We start from the raw sequence: 22,300 nt of genomic DNA on the forward strand, positions 1-22,300 counted from the left end.
GCCGGAGGGGATTCAGATCAGGAAAGCATGGATTCGAGGAAATCGGACATGTCGGATTCCTCATCCATCAGCTGGCCACTGCCGAATTCGGCATTCCAGTCGAGCAGGAATCGCGCCAGGGCACGAGCCTGGTCGGCGAGGGCCTTCAGCTCGTCGCGGCTGTTCTTCGGACCGGTATACAGCTTGACCCGGCGATGGCTGTCAGCCAGCTCATGATCCGGATACTTGGAACGGTATACTTCCAGTTTCCAGCGCAGCGAGTGCACCATATTCCGGTAAAAAATCAGCTTGGTGGAGAGATGCAGGAGCGAGAAGTCATCCAGGTCACCGAAGAGGGTACAGTCGACCCCTAGCACCTGGGTGTCCCGGCTGGTCGGCGCCGCGCTGACATTGGCTGTCCGTGGCTCCGCCAGCAACATCGACAGGTCCCCGAACACCTCGCCCGGCCGGATTACCGCCAACGGCCGGCCTGCAGCCAGGCTATCGTCGTCATCGGAATCTATGTGGACGTTCAGCTCGCCGCGCAGCAGGAAATAAACCCACTGATCCACATCTCCTTCCGCCAGCAGAGACTCCCCCGGGGCGAGCCCAACCAGGCGCGAGCGCTGCAGCACGACGTCATACTGCCAGTCGCTGGCCGCACGAATGTCACGAAACAAATGAATGACACTGAGAAGGCGGTCCACCGCCTCCCGGGGGTAGTCACTGAGAGGTTTTATATCCATCGGGTTATTTGCAAAAGAAATCTGTTGGATCGCGTTATGGCTTTGTGTGTTACAGGCGCGCCGGGGCGCCCATGCCGAAAATTTCATCAGGGCGGGTATATTTCCCGCGAAGTCCAATCCGTTTTTACGGGGCTCTCCTCACTGAGGAACACTATCCGGCTCGTCCCGATTGTACCGGCCCTATGACCACTGTCTCCCTGTTGCAAGTGCATTTTCGGAAAAACGAGACATTCTACCCGTTTTAGGCTTGAACTCCATTGCAGTTGAAGTAGAGTTAGGAACAGTCCGGACTAAATGAAGGGTTTGTACTACCGGGACGTTTTTCGACGCATCCAGTAGGACAAAATTTTTACCGGGCAACGCGCTTCGGGGGAGGAGAGCGTAAAGTAACCTATCCTACGGATTAATCCCATCCGGAAAGACAGACACCAAAATAAAATGAAATCGTTAAAATTCATCACCGCTGTAATGGTGTTTGCCGCGGCAGTGTCCGCCAGCGCTGCACCGTTATTGAACGGCCTTGCACTTGAACAACAATTTAACAAGGATCGCTACATTGCTGCTGTCTATTCCGACACACTTGCCGACAGCGCCGGCGTGATCCTGGATGAGAACACCACCCGCCGCCTGGAAATCCGGGTGGTCGCCGACAGTTTGTCTGCGCGTCGCCTGCGCAACCAGTGGATGGAAGCGATCGCCATCAACAATAGTGGCAGCTCGCTATCCGCCCAGGCCGATAACATGGTTACCTTCGCCAACCTGTTTTCCGGGCGCCTGAAGAAAGGGGACCAGCTGCGGATCGACTTTGACGGCGCTTCCGGAGCCAGCACGGTGAGCCTGAACGGGATCCAGCTGGGCAGGATCGAGGATCGCAAGTTCTTCACTACCCTGCTGCGCTCATGGGTCGGACCGGTACCGCCCTCCACAGAATTCCGCGAGGGCCTGCTGGCCGCAGGCGACGTTGATTCGGGCCTGCTGGGCCGGTACGAGCTGCTGGAGCCCACGGATGCCAGGGTCCTCGAACTCAGCGAAGCCAATGAAGAGAACAGCGAGGAAGAGGAACAGGCAGAGTCCGGCTCCAGGCCCGAGACCGAAAAGCCCAAGCCCTCTAAGCCCAAGGTAGCAGCCAATATCCCGCCGCCCTCCCTCGCCTCGGTCGCCAAGCCGAAGGCGCCGGCGACACAGCAACCGGCACCGGCCAGCAAGCCCGAGCCGGCCCAGCCGCGTCCGCAGCCCAAGCCCGCGCGCAAGGCGGCCCAGGAGGTAGAGGAAGAAGAGGACCAGCCGCTGACTGCCGATGTCCTGTTGGCGCGCCAGATCTACCATTCCATGCTGCTGCGACACACCTATGACTTCCTCCAGTACCCCCAGCGGGCACTGGAACGGAACCAGGAAGGCAGCATTCGTATCCGCGTCACCATCGACCCGGCGGGGCGCGTACGCGATGTCCAGACTGTCCAGGCATCCCGCTTCAACGACCTCAACCGGGCGGCGGTATCGGCGATCAAGTCCGCGTCGCCCTACCCCAAGGTACCGCCGGCACTGGCCAAGAACGACTACGAGTTCTCCGTGCCGATCACCTTCCGGCTGCCGGACTGACAGGTCAGCAGGCCTCACACATCTCCAGAGCCCCGCCCCGTGCGGGGCTTTTTCATTCCCCCGCCTTCAGCCGAACCACCTCTGCACATCGCTCAGGGGCTACTGCTGGCCGCAGGCCGGTTGCCCGCCTGTGACGCCAAAGTTTACTATCCGACCGGAATAACTAGACCGAGAAAGGCCGTAGTATGAAAAAACTGATTCTTTCACTCGCCATTGCCGGCGCGGTAGCCGGCTGCTCCAAGCCGGAGAGCACCACCTCCGGGCAGCAGGCCGCCACCGAAGGGGCGCAGGCTGTCGCCGAGACAACGACCTCCCGGCAAGCCGAACTCGGCTCCGGTATTGACCTGGCAGCCATGAACACCGAAGTCCGCCCGCAGGACGACTTCTTCGCCTACGTCAATGGCGGCTGGATGGAGAAGACCGAGATTCCTGCCGACAAGTCCCGCTGGGGTACCTTCGACCAGCTGGCCGAACTGAGCACCGAACGGGTCAAGGCCCTGATCGAGGAAGCCGGACAGCATGCGGAAACGCCGGAGGCCAAGAAGATTGGCGCGCTCTTTAACAGCTTTATGGATGAAGAACGCGTGGAGAAACTGGGCATGCAGGCGATCGCCGGCGAGCTGGCCAGGATCGATGCGATCGAGGATCGCGACCAGCTGGCCCGCTACTTTGCCTACGCCGACAGTATCGGTTTCGATGCTCCGTTCGGTGTGTTCATCAACCAGGACGTGAAGGACGTCGAGTCCTACACCGCCTATTTCTGGCAATCCGGCCTGGGCATGCCCGATCGTGACTCTTACTTTGACGACAGCGAGAAGGGCCAGAAACTGCAACAGGCCTACCGGGACTACCTGGTGAAGGTCCAGCAGATCGCCGGCCTGGCCGAGGCTGAGGCCCGTGCCGAGACCATCTACCAGCTGGAGAAGAGCCTCGCGGAGCACCAGTGGACGCGCGTCGACAACCGCGACCCGGACAAGACCTACAACAAGAAGACCCTGGCGGAACTGGCCGAGCTTATGCCGGCGATCAACTGGGAGGCCTACCTCCCGGAAGCGAGCCTGGCAGGACTCGACAGCGTGATTGTCGGCCAGCCCGACTATTTCGCAGCTGCCAACCAGGTGATTGCCGACACCGACCTGGCCACCTGGAAGCGCTACCTGAAGATCAAACTGCTGACCTCCGTGGCTCCTTACATGCACGGCGAACTGGCACAGGCCCGGTTTGATTTCTACGGCACGGCGGTGCGCGGGGTAACTGAAATGGAACCGCGCTGGAAGCGCGGCGTACAGTTCGTAAACGGTACCGCAGGCGAACTGGTGGGCAAGCGTTACGTGGAGAAGCATTTCCCGCCGGAAGCCAAGGCCCGTATGCTGGAACTGGTGGACAACCTCAAGGCCGCATACCGCGATTCCATCGAATCCCTCAACTGGATGAGCGAGGAAACCAAGAAGCAGGCCCTGGACAAGCTGGCAAACTTCACCACCAAGATCGGTTACCCGGATGAGTGGCGCGACTACAGCGCCCTGGAAGTCAGGCCCGACGACCTGGTGGGCAACGTTATGGCAGCGCGCGCATTCGAGAACGCCTACGAGCGCGGCAAGCTGGGCCAGCCTATCGATCGCGGTGAGTGGCATATGAACCCGCAGCGGGTGAATGCCTACTACAACCCACCGATGAACGAGATCGTGTTCCCGGCCGCCATCCTGCAGCCGCCCTTCTTCAACATGGAAGCTGAGGACGCCGTCAACTACGGTGGCATCGGTGCCGTGATCGGCCATGAAATCGGCCACGGCTTCGACGACAAGGGCAGCAAGTACGACGGCCAGGGTTACCTGAATAACTGGTGGACCGACAGTGATCGCGCCAACTTTGAGCAGCTCACCGGTAAACTGGTCGACCAGTACAATTCATTCGAACCCCTCGAGGGCGACCACATCAACGGTGAACTGACACTCGGTGAAAACATCGGCGACCTGTCCGGCCTGGGTATTGCCCACAAGGCCTACAAAATGTCGCTGGAGGGTAAAGAAGCACCGGTGATCGACGGCTTTACCGGCGACCAGCGCCTGTTCATGGGCTGGGCCCAGGTATGGCGCGGCAAGACCCGGGACGAGGCACTGCGCAACCGACTGAAAACCGACCCGCATTCCCCGAAGAAGTACCGGGTGCTGGGCGTACTGCCGAACATCTCCGGCTTCTACACCGCATTTGAGGTGAAAGAGGGCGACAAGATGTACCTGCCGGAAGAGGACCGCGTCACGATCTGGTAAGCACCGGAGCAACGCAACCCCAAAGCCCCGCCCTGCGGGGCTTTTTTATTGCCGGCCCGCCGGCAGATCCCTCCCGTCTGTTCTCCCCTGCAACTGGCAGCGCGGGATTCCTCCCGTAACCTGCAGGGTGAAATCCGCGTGCTAATGTAAATGTTCAGTGGCGGCAGTCCATTGCCTGACCGGAACAAACTGATCGACAAACCACCGGTACCCGCAAGATCCAGGCAATCGTGAATCGGGCTGCGCGCACCCGGCCGGAAACCAATAAGTCTGACGTTCCCCGGATGGAGCCCGTAATGAAAATTTGCCATGCCCTGCTCGCTGCCATTCTCCTGCCCCCCCTGGGGGCCAATGCCGGACCGTCGGGGGAATCCACCATCCCCGAGCGGCCGGAGGAATGGCACCGTATCGACTGGGGAGATTTCCTGGTCCGTGTGGGCGGCTCCTATATTCACCCCGAGGATCGCTCCAGCCAGCTCAAGTTTGCAGTACTCCAGTCATTCGACCTGTACCGGACACGCTGGGAGTTCGACAGCGAGACCACCTGGCATATCTCTGCCGCCTGGCGCCCCATGGAGCACTGGGGTATCGAGCTGATGTATATCGACGGGGCGGAGTATGACGTTAACCTGAGTAACTTCTATGTATACCCGGGCAGGAACTCCATTGACCTGGGCAAATTTGAGGCGACCTCCTCCAACGCCTTCTTAAACTGGTATCCACTGGACGCCTCCTGCCTGGCACGTCCTTACATTGGCCTGGGCGTCAATTACACCGATTACCACGACGACCGTCTCGACGAGGACTTCGCCAATTACCTGGTGGATGAGGGACTCGCGACCGGACCCGCCACCCTGACCCTCGGCCATTCCTGGGGGGCCGCAGGACAGCTGGGTGTGGATTACACACCGATGAGGGACGTACCGCTGCTGCTGAACCTCGCTGTGATCTACTTCGAGTCGGACACCAACGCCGTCGTCCGCTACCGCACCCGGCGCGGCAACAACCGTCTCTACTCCGACTTTGACTACGACCCCTGGGTGGTGAATTTCGCGATCGGTTACAAATTCTAGGGATCATCCGGACCCACGTTCCAGCGTCCACGCAACGCCTGCTCCCAACGGCGCCCCGGAATCCACATAACGACAGGTATATCGGTGATCGAGCAAACCCAACCGGCACAAGGCATTCCACCAGGCAAGCGGGATTCCCGGGTGCCCCGTTTTTTCAGCCAGTCGCTGCTGGCACTGGGACTGATCGCCGCAACACAGGGCAGTTGGGCTACCTGCACCCCCGGTAATATCGGCACCGCCGGACCCGACCTGATCACCTGCGACGAGGAAAATGATGCCGAGGGTGCCGACGTTTCCTCCCTGCAGGGAAATGACACCCTGGACCTGCTGGGCGGCACCATTAACACCGTGGATGCCGGGGACGGGGACGACCAGGTCAATATACTGGGAGCGGTGATCGAGGGCAGCGTGCTCACTGGCGCCGGTCGCGATACCGTTATCCTCAACAGCCGCGCTTCCGATGTGGGCGACTTCCTCGATGGCGGCGGCATCGATACCGGCGCCGGGGATGACACCGTCGAGGTGCTCGATGGGCTCGCATTCAGGGTCCATACCGGTGACGGAAACGACAACATCCTTCTCGACGGCGGCCTGATCTATGAATTTCTGGACGCTGGTGCCGGTGACGACTTCTTTTACTGGGATGAGGGGGTAATCTTCGAGTTCCGCGGTGGTACGGGCTCCGACACACTGGAGATGGATGCCTACGCCTACGAGGGCGAGGCGGTGCTCGATGGTGGCGACGATTACAGCGCTGAAGATGGCGATATCGACTTCCTGCTTTTCAAGCTCGACCACACCGTGGATGGCAGCCTGCTGCGCAACTGGGAGCGCATCGGCGTACAGGGCAGTTCCAAGATGATCTTTGTCGGCAGTCTGGAGGTGGGCGGTGGCTTTGTCGACGGAAACCACCTGGGTCTGGATGTCTTCTGGGGCGGGCTGGTGGAATTCGATCCCGCCGAATTCACACTGATCGGCAACATTGCCAATGCGGGTACCGTGAACCTGCAGAATGATCGTTACGATATCGTTTCAGTGGTACGCAACAGTGACGGTGATTACGGCAGCTTCGTCGGCCGCAATGGTCGCCTGTGGTTCGATGCACAACTCAATACCGATACATCCGCAGCCGACCTGCTACGCATCGAAAACAGCCTTTCCGGCCGCACCACGGTACGGGTCAAGAATCTCGGCGGGCTGGGTGCCCTGACCACAGGTGACGGTATTCGTGTCGTTGAGGTAGGGGGGGATTCCCCCGGTGATGCACTGGCACTGGACGGCGACTACGTCAGCCGCGACGGTCCGCCGGCGGTGATTGCCGGAGCCTACGGTTATACCCTGCATCACAATGCCCTGTCGGATCCGCAGGATGGCAACTGGTACCTGCGCTCATCCCTGGAATTTCCCCGCGGCAGCTCGGTAGAGGAGCGGTCGCGCTGGCAGCCCGGCGCCGTGATCTATGAATCCTATGCCCAGGTGCTGCGCTCGCTTAACCGCGCACCCACCCTGCGCCAGCGACTGGGCAATCGCTTCTGGATGGGCACCAGCCACTGGGATGTGGGAAGCTGCGATTACGTGGACTCACTCGAGCGCACCATCGACGGTGGCGGTCCGTGGATCCGCGCTGAGGCACGCTACACGGACGAGTTGCCGGGTTTCTCCACCACGTCCAGCGAATGGGAGCAGGATCGCTGGCTGGTCCAACTGGGTTTCGATGCCCCGCTTCACTACAGTATTTACGGTCGCGCTCCCATCGCCGGCATTGCCCTGCATTACGGTGAAGCTGACACCGACGTCACGTCTTTTTTTGGTAACGGTAACATCGACACTGAACAGTTCGGTGTTACCGGCACTTTCACCTGGTATGGGACCGACGGCACCTATGCCGACTCCCAGCTCTACTTAAACTGGTTCCAGTCTGACCTCCGTGCCCGGGGACTGCGGCAGCTGCCCGAGGATCGCGATGCATTCGGGTACGGGTTTTCCGTCGAGGCAGGCCGTAGCTTCAAGCTATGCGACCACTATTCCGTCACCCCGCAACTACAGATGAATTACAGCAACGAGGACGCCGACGATTTTCGCGATGTGTACGATGTGCACGTCACCGATGTCGACAATGGCGGCTTCAGTATCCGACTGGGCGCCGCCTTCGAGGAGCGGGTGTCGCGCCGCAAGGCCGGCACTGATATGTTCGGCACTCGGGAGCTGGAGCGCTACAGCCTCTATTTTACGCCCAGTGTCATCTACAACATCGGTGACGAAACCGGGGTGACCGTATCGGAAACCCTGCTGGAGCAGGAACCGGACGACTGGTATGGGACCCTGGCAATGGGAGCCTCCTACGAAGAGTGCGGTGATCATTGCTCGGTCTACGGCGAACTCAACCTGTCCAGTAGCCTGGAAAACTTCGGTGACAGTGTCAGCACCGCGATAATAGTAGGCCTTCGGCTCAAGTGGTGATGCGGGGTTAATTGTGCCTGTGGCCAGTCAGCCACCCCTCGCCAGCGATCGGCGCCGGGTCTGGAGCTGGGCGTTTTACGACTGGGCCAATTCCGCTTTCGCCACTGTGGTGCTGGCCGGCTTTTTCCCCCTCCTGTTCCAGGATTACTGGAACGCCAGCGTCACTGCCGAGGCGGCAAACCTGCGCCTGGGCTGGACCAACGCCGCGGCCTCGCTGGTGATTGCCGTCACCGCCCCGTTCCTGGGGGCAGTGGCGGATCGCGCCGGTGCGCACAAGCGCCTGCTGTTTCTGTTCGCTCTGTGTGGCATGCTGGCGACCGCGCTACTCGGCTCGGTCCCCAGTGGCGAGTGGTTGGCGGCATCGCTGCTGTTCGTCTGTGCCACGGTCGGTTTTCTCGGCAGTAACCTCCTCTATGCTCCCTGCTGGTGTATGTAGCGCCGCCATCGCGCTGGCATACGGTATCGGGGCTGGGGTTCGGGCTCGGTTACCTGGGGGGCGGGCTGCTCTATCTCGGCTGCGTTGCGGCGGCACTGCAGCCACAACTGTTTGGCTTTAGCGACAGCACCGCCGCGGCGCTGGCCGCATTTGTGGTGACCGCACTCTGGTGGGCGCTGTTCTCCCTGCCTCTACTACTGTGGGTTCCGGAACCGGAACCGCTCGCCGGCGGCAACGAGCCAGCCTGGCGCCAGGCCATCACCCAGCTGCGTATCACAATGCGCATGCTACCGGATTACCGGCCGGTGGCCTTATTCCTGCTGGCTTACTGGCTGTACATTGACGGGGTCGGCACAGTAATCAGGATGGCGGTGGCCTATGGACGCGCCCTGGGGTTCGAGCGCTCTCACCTTATCCTGGCGCTGCTGCTGGTGCAGTTCGTGGGTTTCCCGGCCGCTGTTGCCTTCGGCTACCTTGGCGCGCGCATCGGTGCCCGGCGCGGCATCTATATCGGCCTGGGTGTCTACATCCTCGTCTGTAGCTGGGGGGCCTTTATCCGGTCCCCGTGGGAGTTCTTTGCCATCGCTGTCCTGATCGGACTGGTCCAGGGAGGCGTGCAGGCACTGAGCCGCTCGCTTTACGCCCAGCTTATTCCCGCGGAAAAGAGCGGCCAGTTCTTCGGTTTCTACAACCTGATGGGAAAATTCGCGGCATTGATTGGCCCGCCCCTGTTTGGCCTGTTTGGCGCCTGGTTCGGGGATGCTCGCTACTCCATGCTGGCACTGATCCTGCTATTTGTCGCCGGAGGGCTGCTGCTGGCCCGTGTACCGGAGCAGCCCGGCCAGTCACATCCACGACCGTGACAGCTTCCCATGCGCTGCCTATCATTGCGCCCGCAACCCCAGTGGAAATGAACCAGCGGTATACAACATGAAGAGACGGCGCCCGCGCCTGCCGGCCGGCACCCCGACGGTGGAAATTGAACGACTCAGCCACGAAGTGCGCGGCATCGGCCGTGTCCGTGGCAAAACCGTGTTTGTGGACAACGCGCTGCCGGGGGAAACCGTGCGGCTCAGCTATACCGCCAGCCGCTCAAAATTTGCCGAGGGCGTCGCAGTGGAAGTGATCGAGGCCTCCGCCAATCGCTGTGCACCGCGCTGCCCGCATTTTGAAGACTGCGGGGGCTGCGCCCTGCAACATATGCAACCGGCGGCGCAGATCCAGGCCAAGCAACAGATTCTGCTGGACCAGTTACAGCGCTTCGGTGGCATCAGTGTCCCGGAGACATTGCCGCCGCTGGTTGCGGCTCCCTATGGCTACCGGCGCAAGGCGCGACTGGGAATCCGCGCATCGCGCAGCCGCGGCATCGTGCTGGGCTTCCGGGAAAAGCGCTCCAACCAGCTCACCCCCATCAGCGAATGCCCGATTATGCCGGATGACTTTGCCCGGCACCTGCCCGCGCTCACACAACTGATCGGGGCCTGTGAGAGTCGCGCCGGCTTCACCCACCTGGAGGTGGCCATCGGCGAGGATGCCACCGCGCTGGTCCTGCGCCACCAGCAACCCCTGCCACAGAAAGACCTGGAGCTGTGGCTGGCACTGGCCCGGAAAGCAGGTTTCCACCTCTACCTGCAGCCCGGAGAACCTGACACCGTGCACCGGGTTTGGCCGCAGGCCGGTATCGAGCGGCTTCATTACCGGCTGCCGGCATTCAACCTGGAGATAGGCTTCCACCCGCTGGACTTTATCCAGGTGAACTTCGACATCAACCGGCAGATGGTAGAGCGAGCCGTGGAATTGCTGGATATCCAGCCCGGCGAGCGGGTGCTGGACCTGTTCTGTGGACTGGGAAACTTTACCCTGCCGCTGGCGCGCCATGCCGAAGAGGTGGTAGGCGTAGAGGGGGATGCATCGCTGCTGGCGCGCGGACGGGAAAATGCGGCAGCAAACAGCCTGGGTAACGTCGCCTTCCACGCAGCGGACCTGACCCGGGATATCACCGCGAAGCCCTGGGCCAGGGCCGGCTTCGACAAGATCCTGATCGACCCGCCGCGCACCGGCGCGATCGAGGTGGTACGGGAACTGGCCCGCTTCAAGGCGCGCAGGGTGCTCTATGTCTCCTGCAACCCCGCAACCCTGGCCCGCGATGCCGCTGAGCTGGAAAAGCTGGGCTACCGCCTGCAGAGGGCCGGCGTCATGGATATGTTCCCGCAGACCACACACGTCGAGTCCATGGCCCTGTTCGAACTGGGAAAATAGCAGGTAATGGCCGCCCGGCAACCCCGGACGGACATCGGTCAGGAGGCTTCTTCCATCGCCTTTTTGTAGAGGGATTTCCGCGGTTGGGCGAACACTCGCCGCAGCATGGGCTCAAAGAACTCCAGCGGCAGGGTCTCGGCCTCCCGGTCGAAAGCCGGGGCATCGTACTTTGACACGAACTCCAGGGTACGCTGGTAATGGGGATGCTCGCGGTACTGCTCGCGCAGGTTACGATCCATGCCCAGGTAGTGGAAAAAATAGTAGCCCTGGAAAACCGCGTGGTGCTTGATCATCCAGTGGTTGGCCTCGCTGACGAACGGCTCCAGCAAAACGGCGGCCACATCGGCATGGTTGTAGCTACCGAGCGTGTCCCCGATATCGTGCAGCAGCGCGCACACCACATACTCCTCATCCTTGCCGTCTCGGTAGGCCAGTGTCGCGGCCTGCAGGCAATGGGTCAGGCGATCCACCGGGAAGCCGCCAAAATCACCATCCAGCAGTTTCAGGTGGGCAATGATCCGATCCGGTAACCCCCGGGCAAAATCCCCGAAGGCGTCGGCGATTATTTTCCAGTCCTCCGCAGTGCCGTTTTCCATGTCGGCGAACCGGGCATGTTCCTGTACTTTTTGTTCCATGAACTCGGGCCTCAGTCGCGATAGCTCGGGTCGATACGGTCCAGCTTGCGCAGGAGGCCGGGCCAGATCAGCTTACCACCCTGGCTGCTGGTGACCCTGTCGCCCTCGCCAAGGATCTTGTCGAGGATAGGCTGCGGCACCGGCGTGAGGCGCTGGTTGCCGGCCAGTGCCGCCACCTGGATCTCACAGGAACGCTGCAGGATAAACATCGACAGGAAGGTATCGGCAACGCTCGGTCCGCAGGTCAGCAGACCATGGTTGCGCAGGATCATAAAATTGGCATCGCCCAGGTCCGAGACCAGCCGGGCTTTTTCGTCCTCACGCACGGCGATCCCCTCGTAGTCGTGATAGGCGAGACCGGACAGCGGGAACAGGGATTGCTGGGAAATCGGCAACAGACCCTCGCTCTGCGCCGCTACCGCCACCCCCGCAGTGGTATGGGTGTGCATGACACACTGCGCATCCTCGCGCGCCTCATGGATGGCACTGTGGATGGTGAAACCGGCGGGATTGACCGGGAAGGGACCGTCATCCACCTTCTCCCCATCGAGGTCGATCTTCACCAGGCTGGACGCGGTAATCTCCTCGAACATGGCCCCGAAGGGATTGATCAGGAAGTGGTGCTCAGGACCCGGCACCCGGGCCGACAGGTGGGTGAATACCAGCTCGTCCCAGCCGTAATGGGCGACCAGCCGGTAGGCCGCGGCCAGGTCGACACGTAGTTGCCATTCTTCCTCGCTTACCCTGCCCTGCAGGGACGGTATGGAATCCAGCATTGTGCATCTCCCTCTATCACTGTGTGTTTGTCGTTATTGGCTTGCTACATTCTGGAACCCCTCTCGCCGCAACACTGTCAACTTGTTTACACTTGGCGGATGACTGATCTGCTGCCATTTCTCGACGCCTGCCCCCTGCTTGCCGGACTGCCGGAGACCGCCAGGCGTTCCCTGGCCAGACGCGCCCGCCTGCAGCACTACAGCGCCGGGCAGGAAATCTATCCACCGGGGTCCATGCAGAGCCGGCTGTCGATCGTGGCAGCGGGACGAGTGCGCATCTGTTCCGGCAACGCCGAGGGCCGCGAGGCGACCCTGGCCCTGCTGGATCGCGGCGCCTGGTTTGGTGATACGGTTTTTTCCCCGGGGATGCCCCGGGTATTCGGCGCGACGGCGCATGAAGACAGCCAGGTGGTGGATGTGGGGGGTGAGGAGCTGCGCGCGCTGATGGCGCAATACCCCGGGGCCTACCCGGTGGTGCTGGACCTGGTGAGCCGGCGCCTGTGGGCAGCCATGTCGATTATCCAGGACGATGTACTGCGCGGTACCGAGGCACGCATTGCCCGGCGCCTGCTGTTCCTGGCACAGATGCAGAACCCGGTGGAGAGCGCCGATGGCGCAGCAAGCTTCCGCATGACCAGGGAACTGCTCGCCAATATGATGGGCATGACCCGGCAGGGACTGCACCGGGTACTGAAAACCATCGAGGCACACGGACTGGTCCAGTTCGAGTATGGCCGTGTGACCATTCCCGACCCGGTGCGCCTGCAGGCCTACATCGAACAACTGGACTGAGACAGCACGGCGCATTGCCCCGGGCAGCGGCGCAATGCGCCGTGGTTATTGCGCCCTGCCCGGTAAAAATTCAATCAACCCGCACCGGCCGCAGGTTCACCGGGCTTGTCCCGGGCAGTGCGGCGGACTGGCGGAATCACCCGGCGGCCGTATGCCGCCAGCAGGAAACCGACCGGGAACATCAGTACGCCGTAGATCGCCGAGGGCACCGACATCTCACTGGAGTGCAGCAGGGTCAGTGTCACCATCAGGCCCAGGGTACCGTTCTTGATCCCCAGTTCCGTGGCCACCGCCAGCCCCTCTTGCCGGGACAGCCCACAGAGGCGACTGGTCAGCAGTCCCAGGCCGACACCGGCCAGGTTCAGCAGGATGGCCGAGGGGCCCGCCTGTGCCATCAGCTCGAGGAAGCGGTCGCGGATCCCGTACACCAGGGCAATCACCAGCACGGCCAGCACCAGGCCACCGAAAATACTGACGACACCCTCGGCACGGGTAGCCAGCAGTGGTTTCCAGGCCCGCACCAGCATACCGATCACCACCGGCAACAGGACGATGACTGATAGCATCAGCACCGTGCGGCCGAATGGCAGCACGATTTCACGTTCGGTGCCCATAAACAGCTGCAACGCGTAATTGGTGAATACCGGCAGCGTCATGACCGTGATCAGGCTGGCAGATACGGTCAGCACGATGGACAGGGCCACATTGCCGCGGGCGAGCAGGGTGAACAGGTTGGAGGTAGTCCCGCCGGGACAGGTGGCGATCACCACCAGGCCCACGGCGATGGCCGGCGGCAGGCTCAGGAGCCAGCATAGCGCGAAGGCGAACAGAGGCATCACCAGGATCTGGGCAATCGTTCCCAGGATCAGTCCCGCAGGCTTCACCGTCACCTGGTGAAACTCCCTCGCGGTGAGGGTCATGCCGATACCGATCATGATGATAAACAGGGAGATCGGCAGGCCGATCGAAATCAGGGGGCCGGATTCCACGGATACCTCCTTTCGTTATTATGTAGTTATGGAGGTTAAACCCTAGCACAGGGTGTCGCTTGCGCGCCGGGAATCTTCGCAACCGCAATATCCACAATCCATGCCCGGCCACACGCCGGGCAAGAGCAACAAGAGAAAGCCAATGGCTGCAGAGCAGTTGGGCGTAACACCCGATCACTGGGCCAACCTCGCCTGGGCAGTGGGCGCCGGGCATATCGTGAGCGATTTCGGCCTGCCGTGGCTGCCGCCTTCACGGCAGGCCGAGCTGGCCGACTACTTTGGCCGCAGTGATGTGGCCCGCAATCTGGCACCGCAGCTGGAAACTTCCATCACCTGCGATAACAGCCGGGGATCGGCGACACGGCTGGGCGTCTATTTTGAGAACCTGTGGGCATTCGCCTTCCAGCAACACCCCGATTACCGCTTACTGCATCGCAACCTGCCCCTGCGCGCCGGGGGCCGAACCCTGGGCGAACTCGATTTCGTTGTACATCACTTGCCGAGCGGGCTCACCGAGCACTGGGAAATCGCCGTGAAGTTCTACCTGCAGGTGCAGGGCGAATTCTGGGTGGGGCCGGGCCTGCGCGACCGACTGGATATCAAGCTGGCGCGGATGCGCGAGCACCAGCTGCCCCTGATCCGGCAGCCGGCAGCCCGGACGCTGCTGGCGGACCTGGGGATACAGATAGACCGCCAGTGGGCGCTGATGCCAGGCCGCCTGTTCCGCCCCCTGGGAGACAGCGCGACAATCCTCCACCGGGCCATCAACCCGGCCGCCTGCCGTTACTGGTGGGCACGGGTGGACGAATTCCAGTTCCACTTTGCAAACCTGCCTTTCCGCTGGGCCCTCCTGCCCAAGCGGGCCTGGCTGGCAGACCGGGCTTACCGGGTGGACCGTGCGGGCAGTTGCGCCGCCATCGCCGCCGGATTCCTGCAGAATGAGTCCCGCGGGCCGGTCTGTGTCGCAGCTCTGGACCATACTGGCGAGGCAAGTCGTGGCTTTATCGTGCCGGACAACTGGCCGGAGCTCGCCCGGGCCGGTCTCTGAGCCCACTCCGCAGCCACCTACTGACAATTCCATTGACATGCATCAATTTACCTTTACAATTTTCAGAAATTTCTGAAACATTAAAAACTAATGAAACTATCCAGTCAGTCGCAGGCGTTCGTGCTGCACTTTGGCGAGATGGGCAGTCGCTGGGGCTTCAATCGCACCGTGGGGCAGATGCTGGCCCTACTGACGATACACAGTGAACCCCTCAATGCGGACCAACTCGGTGAGGCACTGAAAATCAGCCGCGGCAATGTGAGCATGGGACTCAAGGAGCTGCAGGCCTGGCGCCTGGTGGAATTGCATCACCGGCCGGGCGACCGCAAGGATTACTTTACCGCCGCCGGATCCATCTGGGATATGGCCCGCACCGTATTCGAGGAGCGTCGCAAGCGCGAGCTGGACCCCACACTGTCATTGTTGCGCCAGCTGCTGCTGAATGATCCCCAGGATGAAGAGGAAGTCCGCGCCCAGGAGCGCATGCAGGAGGTCTATACGCTGCTGGAACTACTCGATGAATTTGCCACCACATTGAGCCGCCTGAGCGAGGATGACCTCCTGCGGCTGATGAAAATGGGCTCCGGCCTCAGCCGGCTGCTCGACCTGCGGGAAAAACTCAAGGGGGGATCTTCCGGCGCCGGGGACTGACATCCTCCCCGCGCAGACCGCTTTTACCGTCCGGGCGCGCCAGAGCATCTATCCTATTAGCCTCGGGGTGCCCATCATCTACCGAGGTAGCCATGTTAGATACTCTGGTCCTGTCAAGGATACAGTTCGCCGCCAACATCAGTTTCCATATTCTCTTTCCCGCCATCACCATGGCACTGGCCTGGATACTGTTCTTTTTCAAACTGCGCCACCAGCAGACCGGTGATCCAGTGTGGATGCGCGCCTATCGCTTCTGGGTCAAGGTCTTCGCGCTGACATTTGCGCTCGGGGTCGTCAGCGGCATCACCATGTCCTTCCAGTTCGGCACCAACTGGCCCGGCTTTATGGAAACCGTGGGAAATATCGCGGGCCCCCTGCTCGGCTATGAAGTTCTTACCGCGTTTTTCCTCGAGGCCACCTTCCTCGGCATCATGCTCTTCGGCATTGATAGGGTACCTAACTGGCTGCATACCGTATCCGCCCTGGTGGTGGCGATTGGTACTTCCATCTCCGCATTCTGGATCCTGGCACTCAACTCATGGATGCAGACCCCGGCGGGATTCGAGATACGGGACGGCGTGGTGCATGCCACCAGCTGGCTCGAGGTCATCTTCAATCCATCTTTCCCATACCGTTATACCCATATGATGCTGGCCTCGGGGCTGACCGCTGCATTTTTTGTCGCCGGGCTTTCCGCGTACCGCATTCTCAGGGGCGACGAGAAACTCGCTCCACGCCTGTCACTCAAGACCGGACTGGTGATGGCAGCTGTGCTGGCACCAATCCAGGCTTATGTTGGCGACCTGCACGGCCTGAACACCCTTGAGCACCAGCCACAGAAAATTGCTGCCATGGAGGGTATCTGGGAAACGGAGCGCGGCGCACCCCTGTTGTTGTTTGCAATCCCCGACGAGAAGGAACGCACAAACCACCTGGAAGTCGCGATACCCCACTTGGCCAGCCTTATTCTCACTCATGATGCCGATGGCGAAATCCGCGGCCTGGACGAATTCAAGGATAATCACCCGCCAGTGGCACCAGTGTTTTTCGGCTTTCGCATCATGGTGGGAATGGGAATACTGATGCTGCTCACCGCCTGGGGCGGCTGTTACCTGCTGCTCAGGCGGGGGGAACTACCACGCTGGACCCTACGCGTGCTGGTAGGTATGACCTTCTCCGGCTGGGTGGCGACCCTTGCCGGTTGGTATGTCACGGAAATTGGCCGCCAACCCTGGCTGGTTACCGGCGTGCTCAGAACCGCCGATGCGGTGACGCCCCTGGCGCCCGCGAACGTCGGTTTTTCCCTGACCCTCTACCTGGCGGTATACGTCATCCTGATGTACGCGTATATCCATACGCTTAAAGTCATGGCGCTCAAGGCCGTCAAAGTCGAGGAGTTCGAAACCGAGTCCCCGTCCGCCGAGGGCAGCACTACCAGCCTGCCCGGATCAGCCGAGGAGGGTTCAGCATGAATACCGAGATCCTGAGCGAAAGCCTGACCTATGCGCAGTGGCTACCAGTCATTTTTATCGGCCTGATGGGACTGGCCATTTTGATCTACGCCATCCTGGACGGTTATGACCTGGGGGTTGGCATACTCTTGCCCATGAGTTCCGCCGACGAGTTAAAACGTGACACCATGATTGCCTCTATTGGTCCCTTCTGGGACGCCAATGAAACCTGGCTGGTGCTGGCCATTGGCATCCTCCTGATCGCTTTCCCTGTCGCCCATAGCATGGTCCTGATGAACCTCTACATCCCTGCGGCGATTATGCTGGTTGGACTGATCATGCGCGGGGTCGCCTTCGACTTCCGCGCCAAGGCGGCGGTGGACCTGAAGCTGACCTGGGACCGGACTTTCAAGGCCGGCTCACTGCTCACCACTCTCGCCCAGGGATACATGCTGGGGCAGTATGTGATGGGGTTCGACACCCACTGGAACGCCCTGCTGTTCTCCGGGTTGAGTGCGTTCGGCGTAACTGCTGCTTACAGTTATGTTGGTGGCGCGTGGCTGGTAATGAAAACCGAGGGCGAGCTACAGAAACGTGCCGTGCGCTGGACACAGCAGGCGGGACGGGCAACATTCCTCGGGGTAGTGGCGGTGTCGGTGGTCAACCCCATGGTAAACCCCGGGGTTTTTGACCGATGGTTCACTTACCCCCTGGTAATGTTCGTCCTGCTGATACCGACCGTGTGCTTTGCCGTTTTCCTGTTCAATGACCGCCTGCTGAAACGGCTGCCCAAGGAAAACGACCGGCACTGCCGTGTGCCTTTCTTCCTGACGGTCGCGGTCTTCGTGCTCTGCTTCACCGGGCTTGCCTTCAGCTTCTTTCCCGAGATCGTCCCCGGCAGGCTCGATATCTGGGAGGCCGCCAGTGCCACTGAATCACTGACTTTTATCCTGGTAGGCGCCGTAATCGTCGTACCACTCATCCTGGCCTATACGGCCCTGGCCTACCGGGTTTTCCACGGCAAGGCCACTGCACTCAAGTACCACTGAAAAAAACCGGGGCCAAACAAGGGCCCCGGATAGCCCGGCGCGGCCGCAGTCATGTCGGTTCGCGCCAATCTCCCGGCTCCTTCACCAACCAGCTCCCTTTCAGGCACAAGCTCTGTGCCCCACTGGCACGATCACTGAAATCATTGAAATTACCGAAGGGTCGGCCTGAATGCCCGTGCACTCCCGGAGCCGCAGGCTGGCGTTCATTATCAAGCTGAATAAATGTTCGAGTTAAGCAGGTGCTTATAAAGTATTTGCGACCGGAAATATATTTTTTGAGACATACATCAAATTCATTGAATTGCTGCCACATTGCTCACAAAAAAAGGATGATAGCGATCTTTCCAACGCCAACAAAAGTTTATACCATTCAGGCTCTTGAAATAATCTAATAATAAAAGCCGTTCTATAAGTACAAGAATAAGCAGCGGCCATATAAGAAAAATAATCTCAAGAGCGAAACCGGTAGCGGCATGCCCATGGCATCCACTACCTACAATCCCGACTGTGTTATCACACGGGATAAACCTTAAAAAAATATTGTTATTGCAATGGACGCTAAAACTAAATGCCTCAACAAAAAACCCCAATTCCATCCAGAAAGTAGCACCGAAGGGCGACGCCTGTTGCGAGCGCCCGGGGATCCGGCCATCAGCTGATCGCTGACCGGAATCCATTCGAAGCCAGTGCTCGCGACGCGAGAGCCCCACAGCCCGTGGTGCACTCCGGGCGCGCCTGCGCACTGTTTCCTCTGCGTAACTGCCGTGGGTATATACCTGCCGGTTGGGCAGCGGATGCCTGAAGGTGAACTACTGGAGCAAGGAATTGAGCGAAACTGATCAACTGATCCAGACCAAGCGCAGCATAGCGATGCCGCGCAGACCGCAGCGACGGAATGGTCGGGAAAAATACGAGAAATTACTGGATAGCCTGGAAGCGCTGCTTTTCGCCAAAGAGGCCAGCGAAATCACCCTTGCGGACCTCAGCGATGCCGCCGGGGTGCCCACAGCTTCTATTTATCATTTCTTTCCCAGCAAAGACGCAGCGATTACTGCCCTGGCTGAGCGCTACTTCGATACCAGCTTTAACGAAGGGGCTTTTCGGCCGGCAGAAACCGAGTTCAGCAGCTGGCAGGAGATGGTATGCCTGGTCTGCGAGAGAGCCCTGTCCTATTACCAGTCCAACGAATCCATGCAGAAGCTGCGCTTCGGACCGGATGGAAGCTGGGCCATTCGCGACCTGGTCCTGTCGAACAACCAGCGACTGGCACAGATCCTCTACGATTCCTGTATGCGGGAATTCCAGCTGCCGGACTCCAACGACTGGAACAGCCGCTTCCTGGTCGCCATCAGCATCAGCGATACCCTGTGGTCTCTTTCCTACACCCTTTACGGGCGCATCACTGACGAAATGGTCAGCGAAGCAAAGCGGGCCACCATCGCCTACCTGAAAATGTATATTGGCGAGCTGCTGGAAAAACGCGTCGCTTAGGGGCTGGCAGCGCGAGCCGGACAGCCCCGCCACCCCCATACTTCACAGGTGACCGGTCTTGACGTAGATCAGCGCCCCGTCTGCTTCTGTAAACGGGGCGTGATCGCTGAAGTGGGGGTTCCTGATCCAGCTTCCCCTCGGATAGCGACCAAACTCGTCTTGAAAGGTGCCCTCCAATACCAGGATCTCCTCCCCGCCGGGGTGGGTGTGGCGCTGAAAACGGGTATTGGGGGCCCACCGTACCAGCGCCACCCGCTCTCCCTGGAACTCGTGCAGGGGCATCACCGCCAGGCCTTCCACCAGCCCCGGGAACCACTCGCTGGCACGGGTATCAATGACTTTCTGCACCGTGTCCCCCGGGTCAAACTGGTGCAGTTTGACGAAAATCAGGCAGCCGTCACTGCCGATGCGCGGACTGTGGCTGGAACCGATGGGGTTGCGGATATAGGTGCCAGCGGGGTAAGTGCCGTGCTCGTCGGCGAACTCCCCCTCCAGCACCAGTATTTCCTCGCCGCCACTATGCTCATGGGCGGGAAACTCGCTGTCCGGCGCGTAGCGCACCAGCGAGGTCGCCCGCGCCACCTCATCGCCAACACGGTCCAGCATCATCCTTTCCACGCCCGCGGCCGGTGACGGCGCCCATTGATAGTCTTCCGGCTTTATCACCACGCGCTGGCTGAAGTCAGCATTCAGTTTCATCGAATGTTCTCGGGAAGATTCGGGATATTTACGACGACTGGGAACCCCTGAACGAGTCCATGGCCTCCCTGCAGCCCCTGAAGCGTGTAGATGCAAGACGCAACGCGCAGCAAATGGCCGTAGCCCTTTGCAAGTGCTGCAACGCCGCAGATGCACGCTTCAGGGTCTCCCTCCGGGGCGCCCAGGCAGGCCTCCACTCTACGTTGCAGCCGCTTGAGGGGCAACCAGCCCACGCGGCTGCGCCTTGAATGGAAACCTGCCTGAAAGCCAAAGAGGCCATGAACTTATGCAGGGTTTCCCAAGTCACAGATTACATGGTAAGCAATTGAAGCTGAATAACGCGCCCGCCAGGTAGACAATCGGGCGGGCCTGCAGAAAAACTGGCACCAAATCGCGCATCACTGGCACGACTTGGAACCAACTGGTCATGATACCGACATAAACTGCCGCCGGACCCTATCAATTCCCGGCCCGGCTGGTGGCTGCAAAAAGGAGATCAATATGCCGTTCATTGAAGCCCACACCCTCGAGCACGATTTCCCCGAATACGCAGACCGGATCAGGCAGCTGTACCGGGAGGACCTGGAGTTCAAGCTGGAGAGTGAGCATTACCACCAGCTGGATAAAAAGATACGTGGGCTGGAGGCTTCCGGGATAACCACGGACGACGAAAACTTTTACGCACTGAAGAGAGAGCGGGTACAGCTGAAAGATCACCTGTACCAGCAGATTGTGGAATCCAGCACTATCCCCGAACCGGGCTGAGGGGAACACCGGCCGCCCGGAGGGCACGTCGCCTGGCCCGGGCGGTGCGCCGCTTTTCCCGCCGCCTGAACCAAAGGTAGAGACCGGTGACGGCAAGGAGTAGCGGGCTCAGCCCCAACAGGCACCAGAGTACCCGACTGGGCAGGCCGGCGAAATTCCCGAAGTGCAGGCGGCGGTAACTGTCGACAAACTTTGCCCCGAAGCCGGCCTCCCGGATATCCGCGCTGGCCATGAACTCCCCGCGCCGGGCATCGTAGGTAACGCTGCTGGCATACTGGCTCAGCAGCGGGTTACCAGTAGGCACATCACCCCAGAAGGTAATATTGACCCCCGGCTCCCACGGCAGGGTGATATAGGTGGCCTCGAAACCGTCTACCCGGCGCGCCGTATCCTCACGCAGGGCCTGCAGCGATATCTCGTCGCTGTAAAGGCGCTGCTCCATCACGTAGTGCTCGTGGCCATCGGCGTGCTCCTCCATCTCGTGGGCGAAATGGGTGATGTTCCACCAGGCGCCCGTGAACCCGAGAATCAGCAGCACCGGCGAGGCGATCACTCCGGTAAGCTTGTGCAGGTCGGAAAAGTAAACCATCAATCGCGCATTCCAGCGCAGGGTAAAAAATTTCTTCCAGAACTTGCGATACAGCACTAGACCAGTAATCCCGAGCAGGCACAGCAGGATAGAAAACACACTGCTGACCAGCATCCCCCAGTCCCCCATCAGCAGGGTGTAGTGCAGGTCCAGTAGCCAGTCGGTGAGGTTATGGGTAAGCCCGACCGGCTCCGCCAGGACCCTGCCGCTGTACTGGTCCAGCAATGCGTAGCGCCACTCGCTGCTGCCGTGCTCCATCACATACACAAGGTCTGCACGCCCGCGGTCCTGGAACAGCGCCCAGCCCACAACCTCGTAATCCGGTAACTGCCCATCCAGGGACTGGCGCAAGTGGTCCAGTCCCAGGCGCTCCTGCCCGCCCGTATCCACACGCACCCGATCCTCCATCAGCAAGGTATCAATTTCGTGCTTGAAGACCAGGATGCTACCGGTAACGCAAATCACCAGAAGCGGAATCACCGCAACCAGTGCCATCCAGCTATGGAGTTTAAACAGGATCTTGTTCATGCCTTGCCTGCCTTG

21 protein-coding genes are annotated in these 22,300 nt (G+C 60.5%); 14 read left to right on the forward strand and 7 right to left on the reverse strand.

The window, feature by feature from the left end; translation table 11 throughout:
• Positions 1 to 17 precede the first annotated feature (17 nt).
• Complete coding sequence (locus tag ACH6CX_RS08665) at positions 18 to 725, reverse strand: cyclic nucleotide-binding domain-containing protein (protein ID WP_233006259.1); 708 nt, start codon at positions 723 to 725, stop codon at positions 18 to 20.
• 438 nt (positions 726 to 1,163) lie between these two features.
• On the opposite strand from ACH6CX_RS08665, the gene ACH6CX_RS08670 reads away from it, so the two are divergent.
• From ACH6CX_RS08670 to rlmD, 7 genes are all read left to right on the forward strand, one after another.
• Positions 1,164 to 2,324: a TonB family protein gene (locus ACH6CX_RS08670; RefSeq protein ID WP_396675305.1), complete on the forward strand. Its 1,161-nt coding sequence runs from the start codon at positions 1,164 to 1,166 to the stop codon at positions 2,322 to 2,324.
• 185 nt (positions 2,325 to 2,509) lie between these two features.
• A complete protein-coding gene (locus ACH6CX_RS08675) occupies positions 2,510 to 4,594 on the forward strand; it encodes a M13 family metallopeptidase (RefSeq protein WP_396675306.1) in 2,085 nt (694 codons plus the stop codon).
• A 296-nt stretch (positions 4,595 to 4,890) separates the two neighbouring features.
• Positions 4,891 to 5,667, forward strand: coding sequence for an OmpW family protein (locus tag ACH6CX_RS08680; RefSeq protein WP_233006262.1), 777 nt, complete (start codon positions 4,891 to 4,893; stop codon positions 5,665 to 5,667).
• A gap of 84 nt (positions 5,668 to 5,751) precedes the next feature.
• Positions 5,752 to 8,127, forward strand: a complete 2,376-nt coding sequence (locus tag ACH6CX_RS08685) for an autotransporter outer membrane beta-barrel domain-containing protein (RefSeq protein ID WP_396675307.1) — start codon at positions 5,752 to 5,754, stop codon at positions 8,125 to 8,127.
• A 13-nt stretch (positions 8,128 to 8,140) separates the two neighbouring features.
• Complete coding sequence (locus tag ACH6CX_RS08690; protein ID WP_396675308.1) at positions 8,141 to 8,563, forward strand: MFS transporter; 423 nt, start codon at positions 8,141 to 8,143, stop codon at positions 8,561 to 8,563.
• The gene (locus tag ACH6CX_RS08695; RefSeq protein WP_396675309.1) at positions 8,554 to 9,426 is read left to right on the forward strand and encodes an MFS transporter; all 873 of its coding nucleotides are present in this window, start codon (positions 8,554 to 8,556) and stop codon (positions 9,424 to 9,426) included. The genes ACH6CX_RS08690 and ACH6CX_RS08695 overlap by 10 nt, the downstream gene beginning before the upstream one ends.
• Before the next feature lie 67 nt (positions 9,427 to 9,493).
• Entirely contained in the window at positions 9,494 to 10,822 is a 1,329-nt protein-coding gene (gene rlmD / locus ACH6CX_RS08700) for a 23S rRNA (uracil(1939)-C(5))-methyltransferase RlmD (protein ID WP_396675310.1), read from the forward strand.
• A gap of 38 nt (positions 10,823 to 10,860) precedes the next feature.
• Here rlmD and ACH6CX_RS08705 read toward each other — a convergent pair whose 3' ends face one another.
• On the reverse strand, positions 10,861 to 11,457 hold the full coding sequence (locus ACH6CX_RS08705) for an HD domain-containing protein (RefSeq protein WP_233006266.1): 597 nt from the start codon (positions 11,455 to 11,457) through the stop codon (positions 10,861 to 10,863).
• Positions 11,458 to 11,468: 11 nt separating this feature from the next.
• Entirely contained in the window at positions 11,469 to 12,233 is a 765-nt protein-coding gene (locus ACH6CX_RS08710) for a class II aldolase/adducin family protein (RefSeq protein WP_233006267.1), read from the reverse strand.
• A gap of 99 nt (positions 12,234 to 12,332) precedes the next feature.
• Between ACH6CX_RS08710 and ACH6CX_RS08715 the strand changes: the two genes are divergently transcribed.
• Positions 12,333 to 13,025: a Crp/Fnr family transcriptional regulator gene (locus ACH6CX_RS08715; RefSeq protein WP_334078655.1), complete on the forward strand. Its 693-nt coding sequence runs from the start codon at positions 12,333 to 12,335 to the stop codon at positions 13,023 to 13,025.
• 74 nt (positions 13,026 to 13,099) lie between these two features.
• Here ACH6CX_RS08715 and ACH6CX_RS08720 read toward each other — a convergent pair whose 3' ends face one another.
• Positions 13,100 to 14,014 (reverse strand): bile acid:sodium symporter family protein, encoded by a 915-nt coding sequence (locus tag ACH6CX_RS08720; RefSeq protein ID WP_233006269.1) that lies wholly within the window; start codon positions 14,012 to 14,014, stop codon positions 13,100 to 13,102.
• A gap of 142 nt (positions 14,015 to 14,156) precedes the next feature.
• On the opposite strand from ACH6CX_RS08720, the gene ACH6CX_RS08725 reads away from it, so the two are divergent.
• The 4 genes from ACH6CX_RS08725 to cydB all read left to right on the forward strand — a co-directional run bounded on the left by ACH6CX_RS08725 (position 14,157) and on the right by cydB (position 18,213).
• Complete coding sequence (locus ACH6CX_RS08725; RefSeq protein WP_396675311.1) at positions 14,157 to 15,062, forward strand: DUF1853 family protein; 906 nt, start codon at positions 14,157 to 14,159, stop codon at positions 15,060 to 15,062.
• Between the two features lie 90 nt (positions 15,063 to 15,152).
• Positions 15,153 to 15,713: a GbsR/MarR family transcriptional regulator gene (locus ACH6CX_RS08730; RefSeq protein WP_233006271.1), complete on the forward strand. Its 561-nt coding sequence runs from the start codon at positions 15,153 to 15,155 to the stop codon at positions 15,711 to 15,713.
• Positions 15,714 to 15,805: 92 nt separating this feature from the next.
• Positions 15,806 to 17,185, forward strand: coding sequence for a cytochrome ubiquinol oxidase subunit I (locus tag ACH6CX_RS08735; protein ID WP_237062623.1), 1,380 nt, complete (start codon positions 15,806 to 15,808; stop codon positions 17,183 to 17,185).
• Positions 17,182 to 18,213 carry a cytochrome d ubiquinol oxidase subunit II gene (gene cydB / locus ACH6CX_RS08740; protein ID WP_370636803.1) on the forward strand — a complete coding sequence of 344 codons (1,032 nt, stop codon included), beginning with the start codon at positions 17,182 to 17,184 and terminating at the stop codon, positions 18,211 to 18,213. The genes ACH6CX_RS08735 and cydB overlap by 4 nt, the downstream gene beginning before the upstream one ends.
• 293 nt (positions 18,214 to 18,506) lie before the next feature.
• Here the strand turns inward: cydB and ACH6CX_RS08745 are convergent, their stop codons facing one another.
• Positions 18,507 to 18,890, reverse strand: coding sequence for a hypothetical protein (locus ACH6CX_RS08745; protein WP_233006273.1), 384 nt, complete (start codon positions 18,888 to 18,890; stop codon positions 18,507 to 18,509).
• Between the two features lie 148 nt (positions 18,891 to 19,038).
• Between ACH6CX_RS08745 and ACH6CX_RS08750 the strand changes: the two genes are divergently transcribed.
• Positions 19,039 to 19,704, forward strand: a complete 666-nt coding sequence (locus ACH6CX_RS08750; RefSeq protein WP_237062632.1) for a TetR/AcrR family transcriptional regulator — start codon at positions 19,039 to 19,041, stop codon at positions 19,702 to 19,704.
• A gap of 42 nt (positions 19,705 to 19,746) precedes the next feature.
• Here ACH6CX_RS08750 and ACH6CX_RS08755 read toward each other — a convergent pair whose 3' ends face one another.
• Entirely contained in the window at positions 19,747 to 20,403 is a 657-nt protein-coding gene (locus ACH6CX_RS08755; RefSeq protein WP_396675312.1) for a cupin domain-containing protein, read from the reverse strand.
• Between the two features lie 501 nt (positions 20,404 to 20,904).
• Between ACH6CX_RS08755 and ACH6CX_RS08760 the strand changes: the two genes are divergently transcribed.
• Complete coding sequence (locus ACH6CX_RS08760; protein WP_237062636.1) at positions 20,905 to 21,168, forward strand: YdcH family protein; 264 nt, start codon at positions 20,905 to 20,907, stop codon at positions 21,166 to 21,168.
• Here ACH6CX_RS08760 and ACH6CX_RS08765 read toward each other — a convergent pair.
• Positions 21,149 to 22,285 carry a PepSY domain-containing protein gene (locus ACH6CX_RS08765; RefSeq protein ID WP_237062638.1) on the reverse strand — a complete coding sequence of 379 codons (1,137 nt, stop codon included), beginning with the start codon at positions 22,283 to 22,285 and terminating at the stop codon, positions 21,149 to 21,151. The two genes, ACH6CX_RS08760 and ACH6CX_RS08765, sit on opposite strands and share 20 nt — an antisense overlap.
• Positions 22,286 to 22,300: the final 15 nt, after the last annotated feature.

Source organism: Microbulbifer sp. JSM ZJ756 (assembly GCF_044383805.1).
GTDB lineage: Bacteria > Pseudomonadota > Gammaproteobacteria > Pseudomonadales > Cellvibrionaceae > Microbulbifer > Microbulbifer zhoushanensis.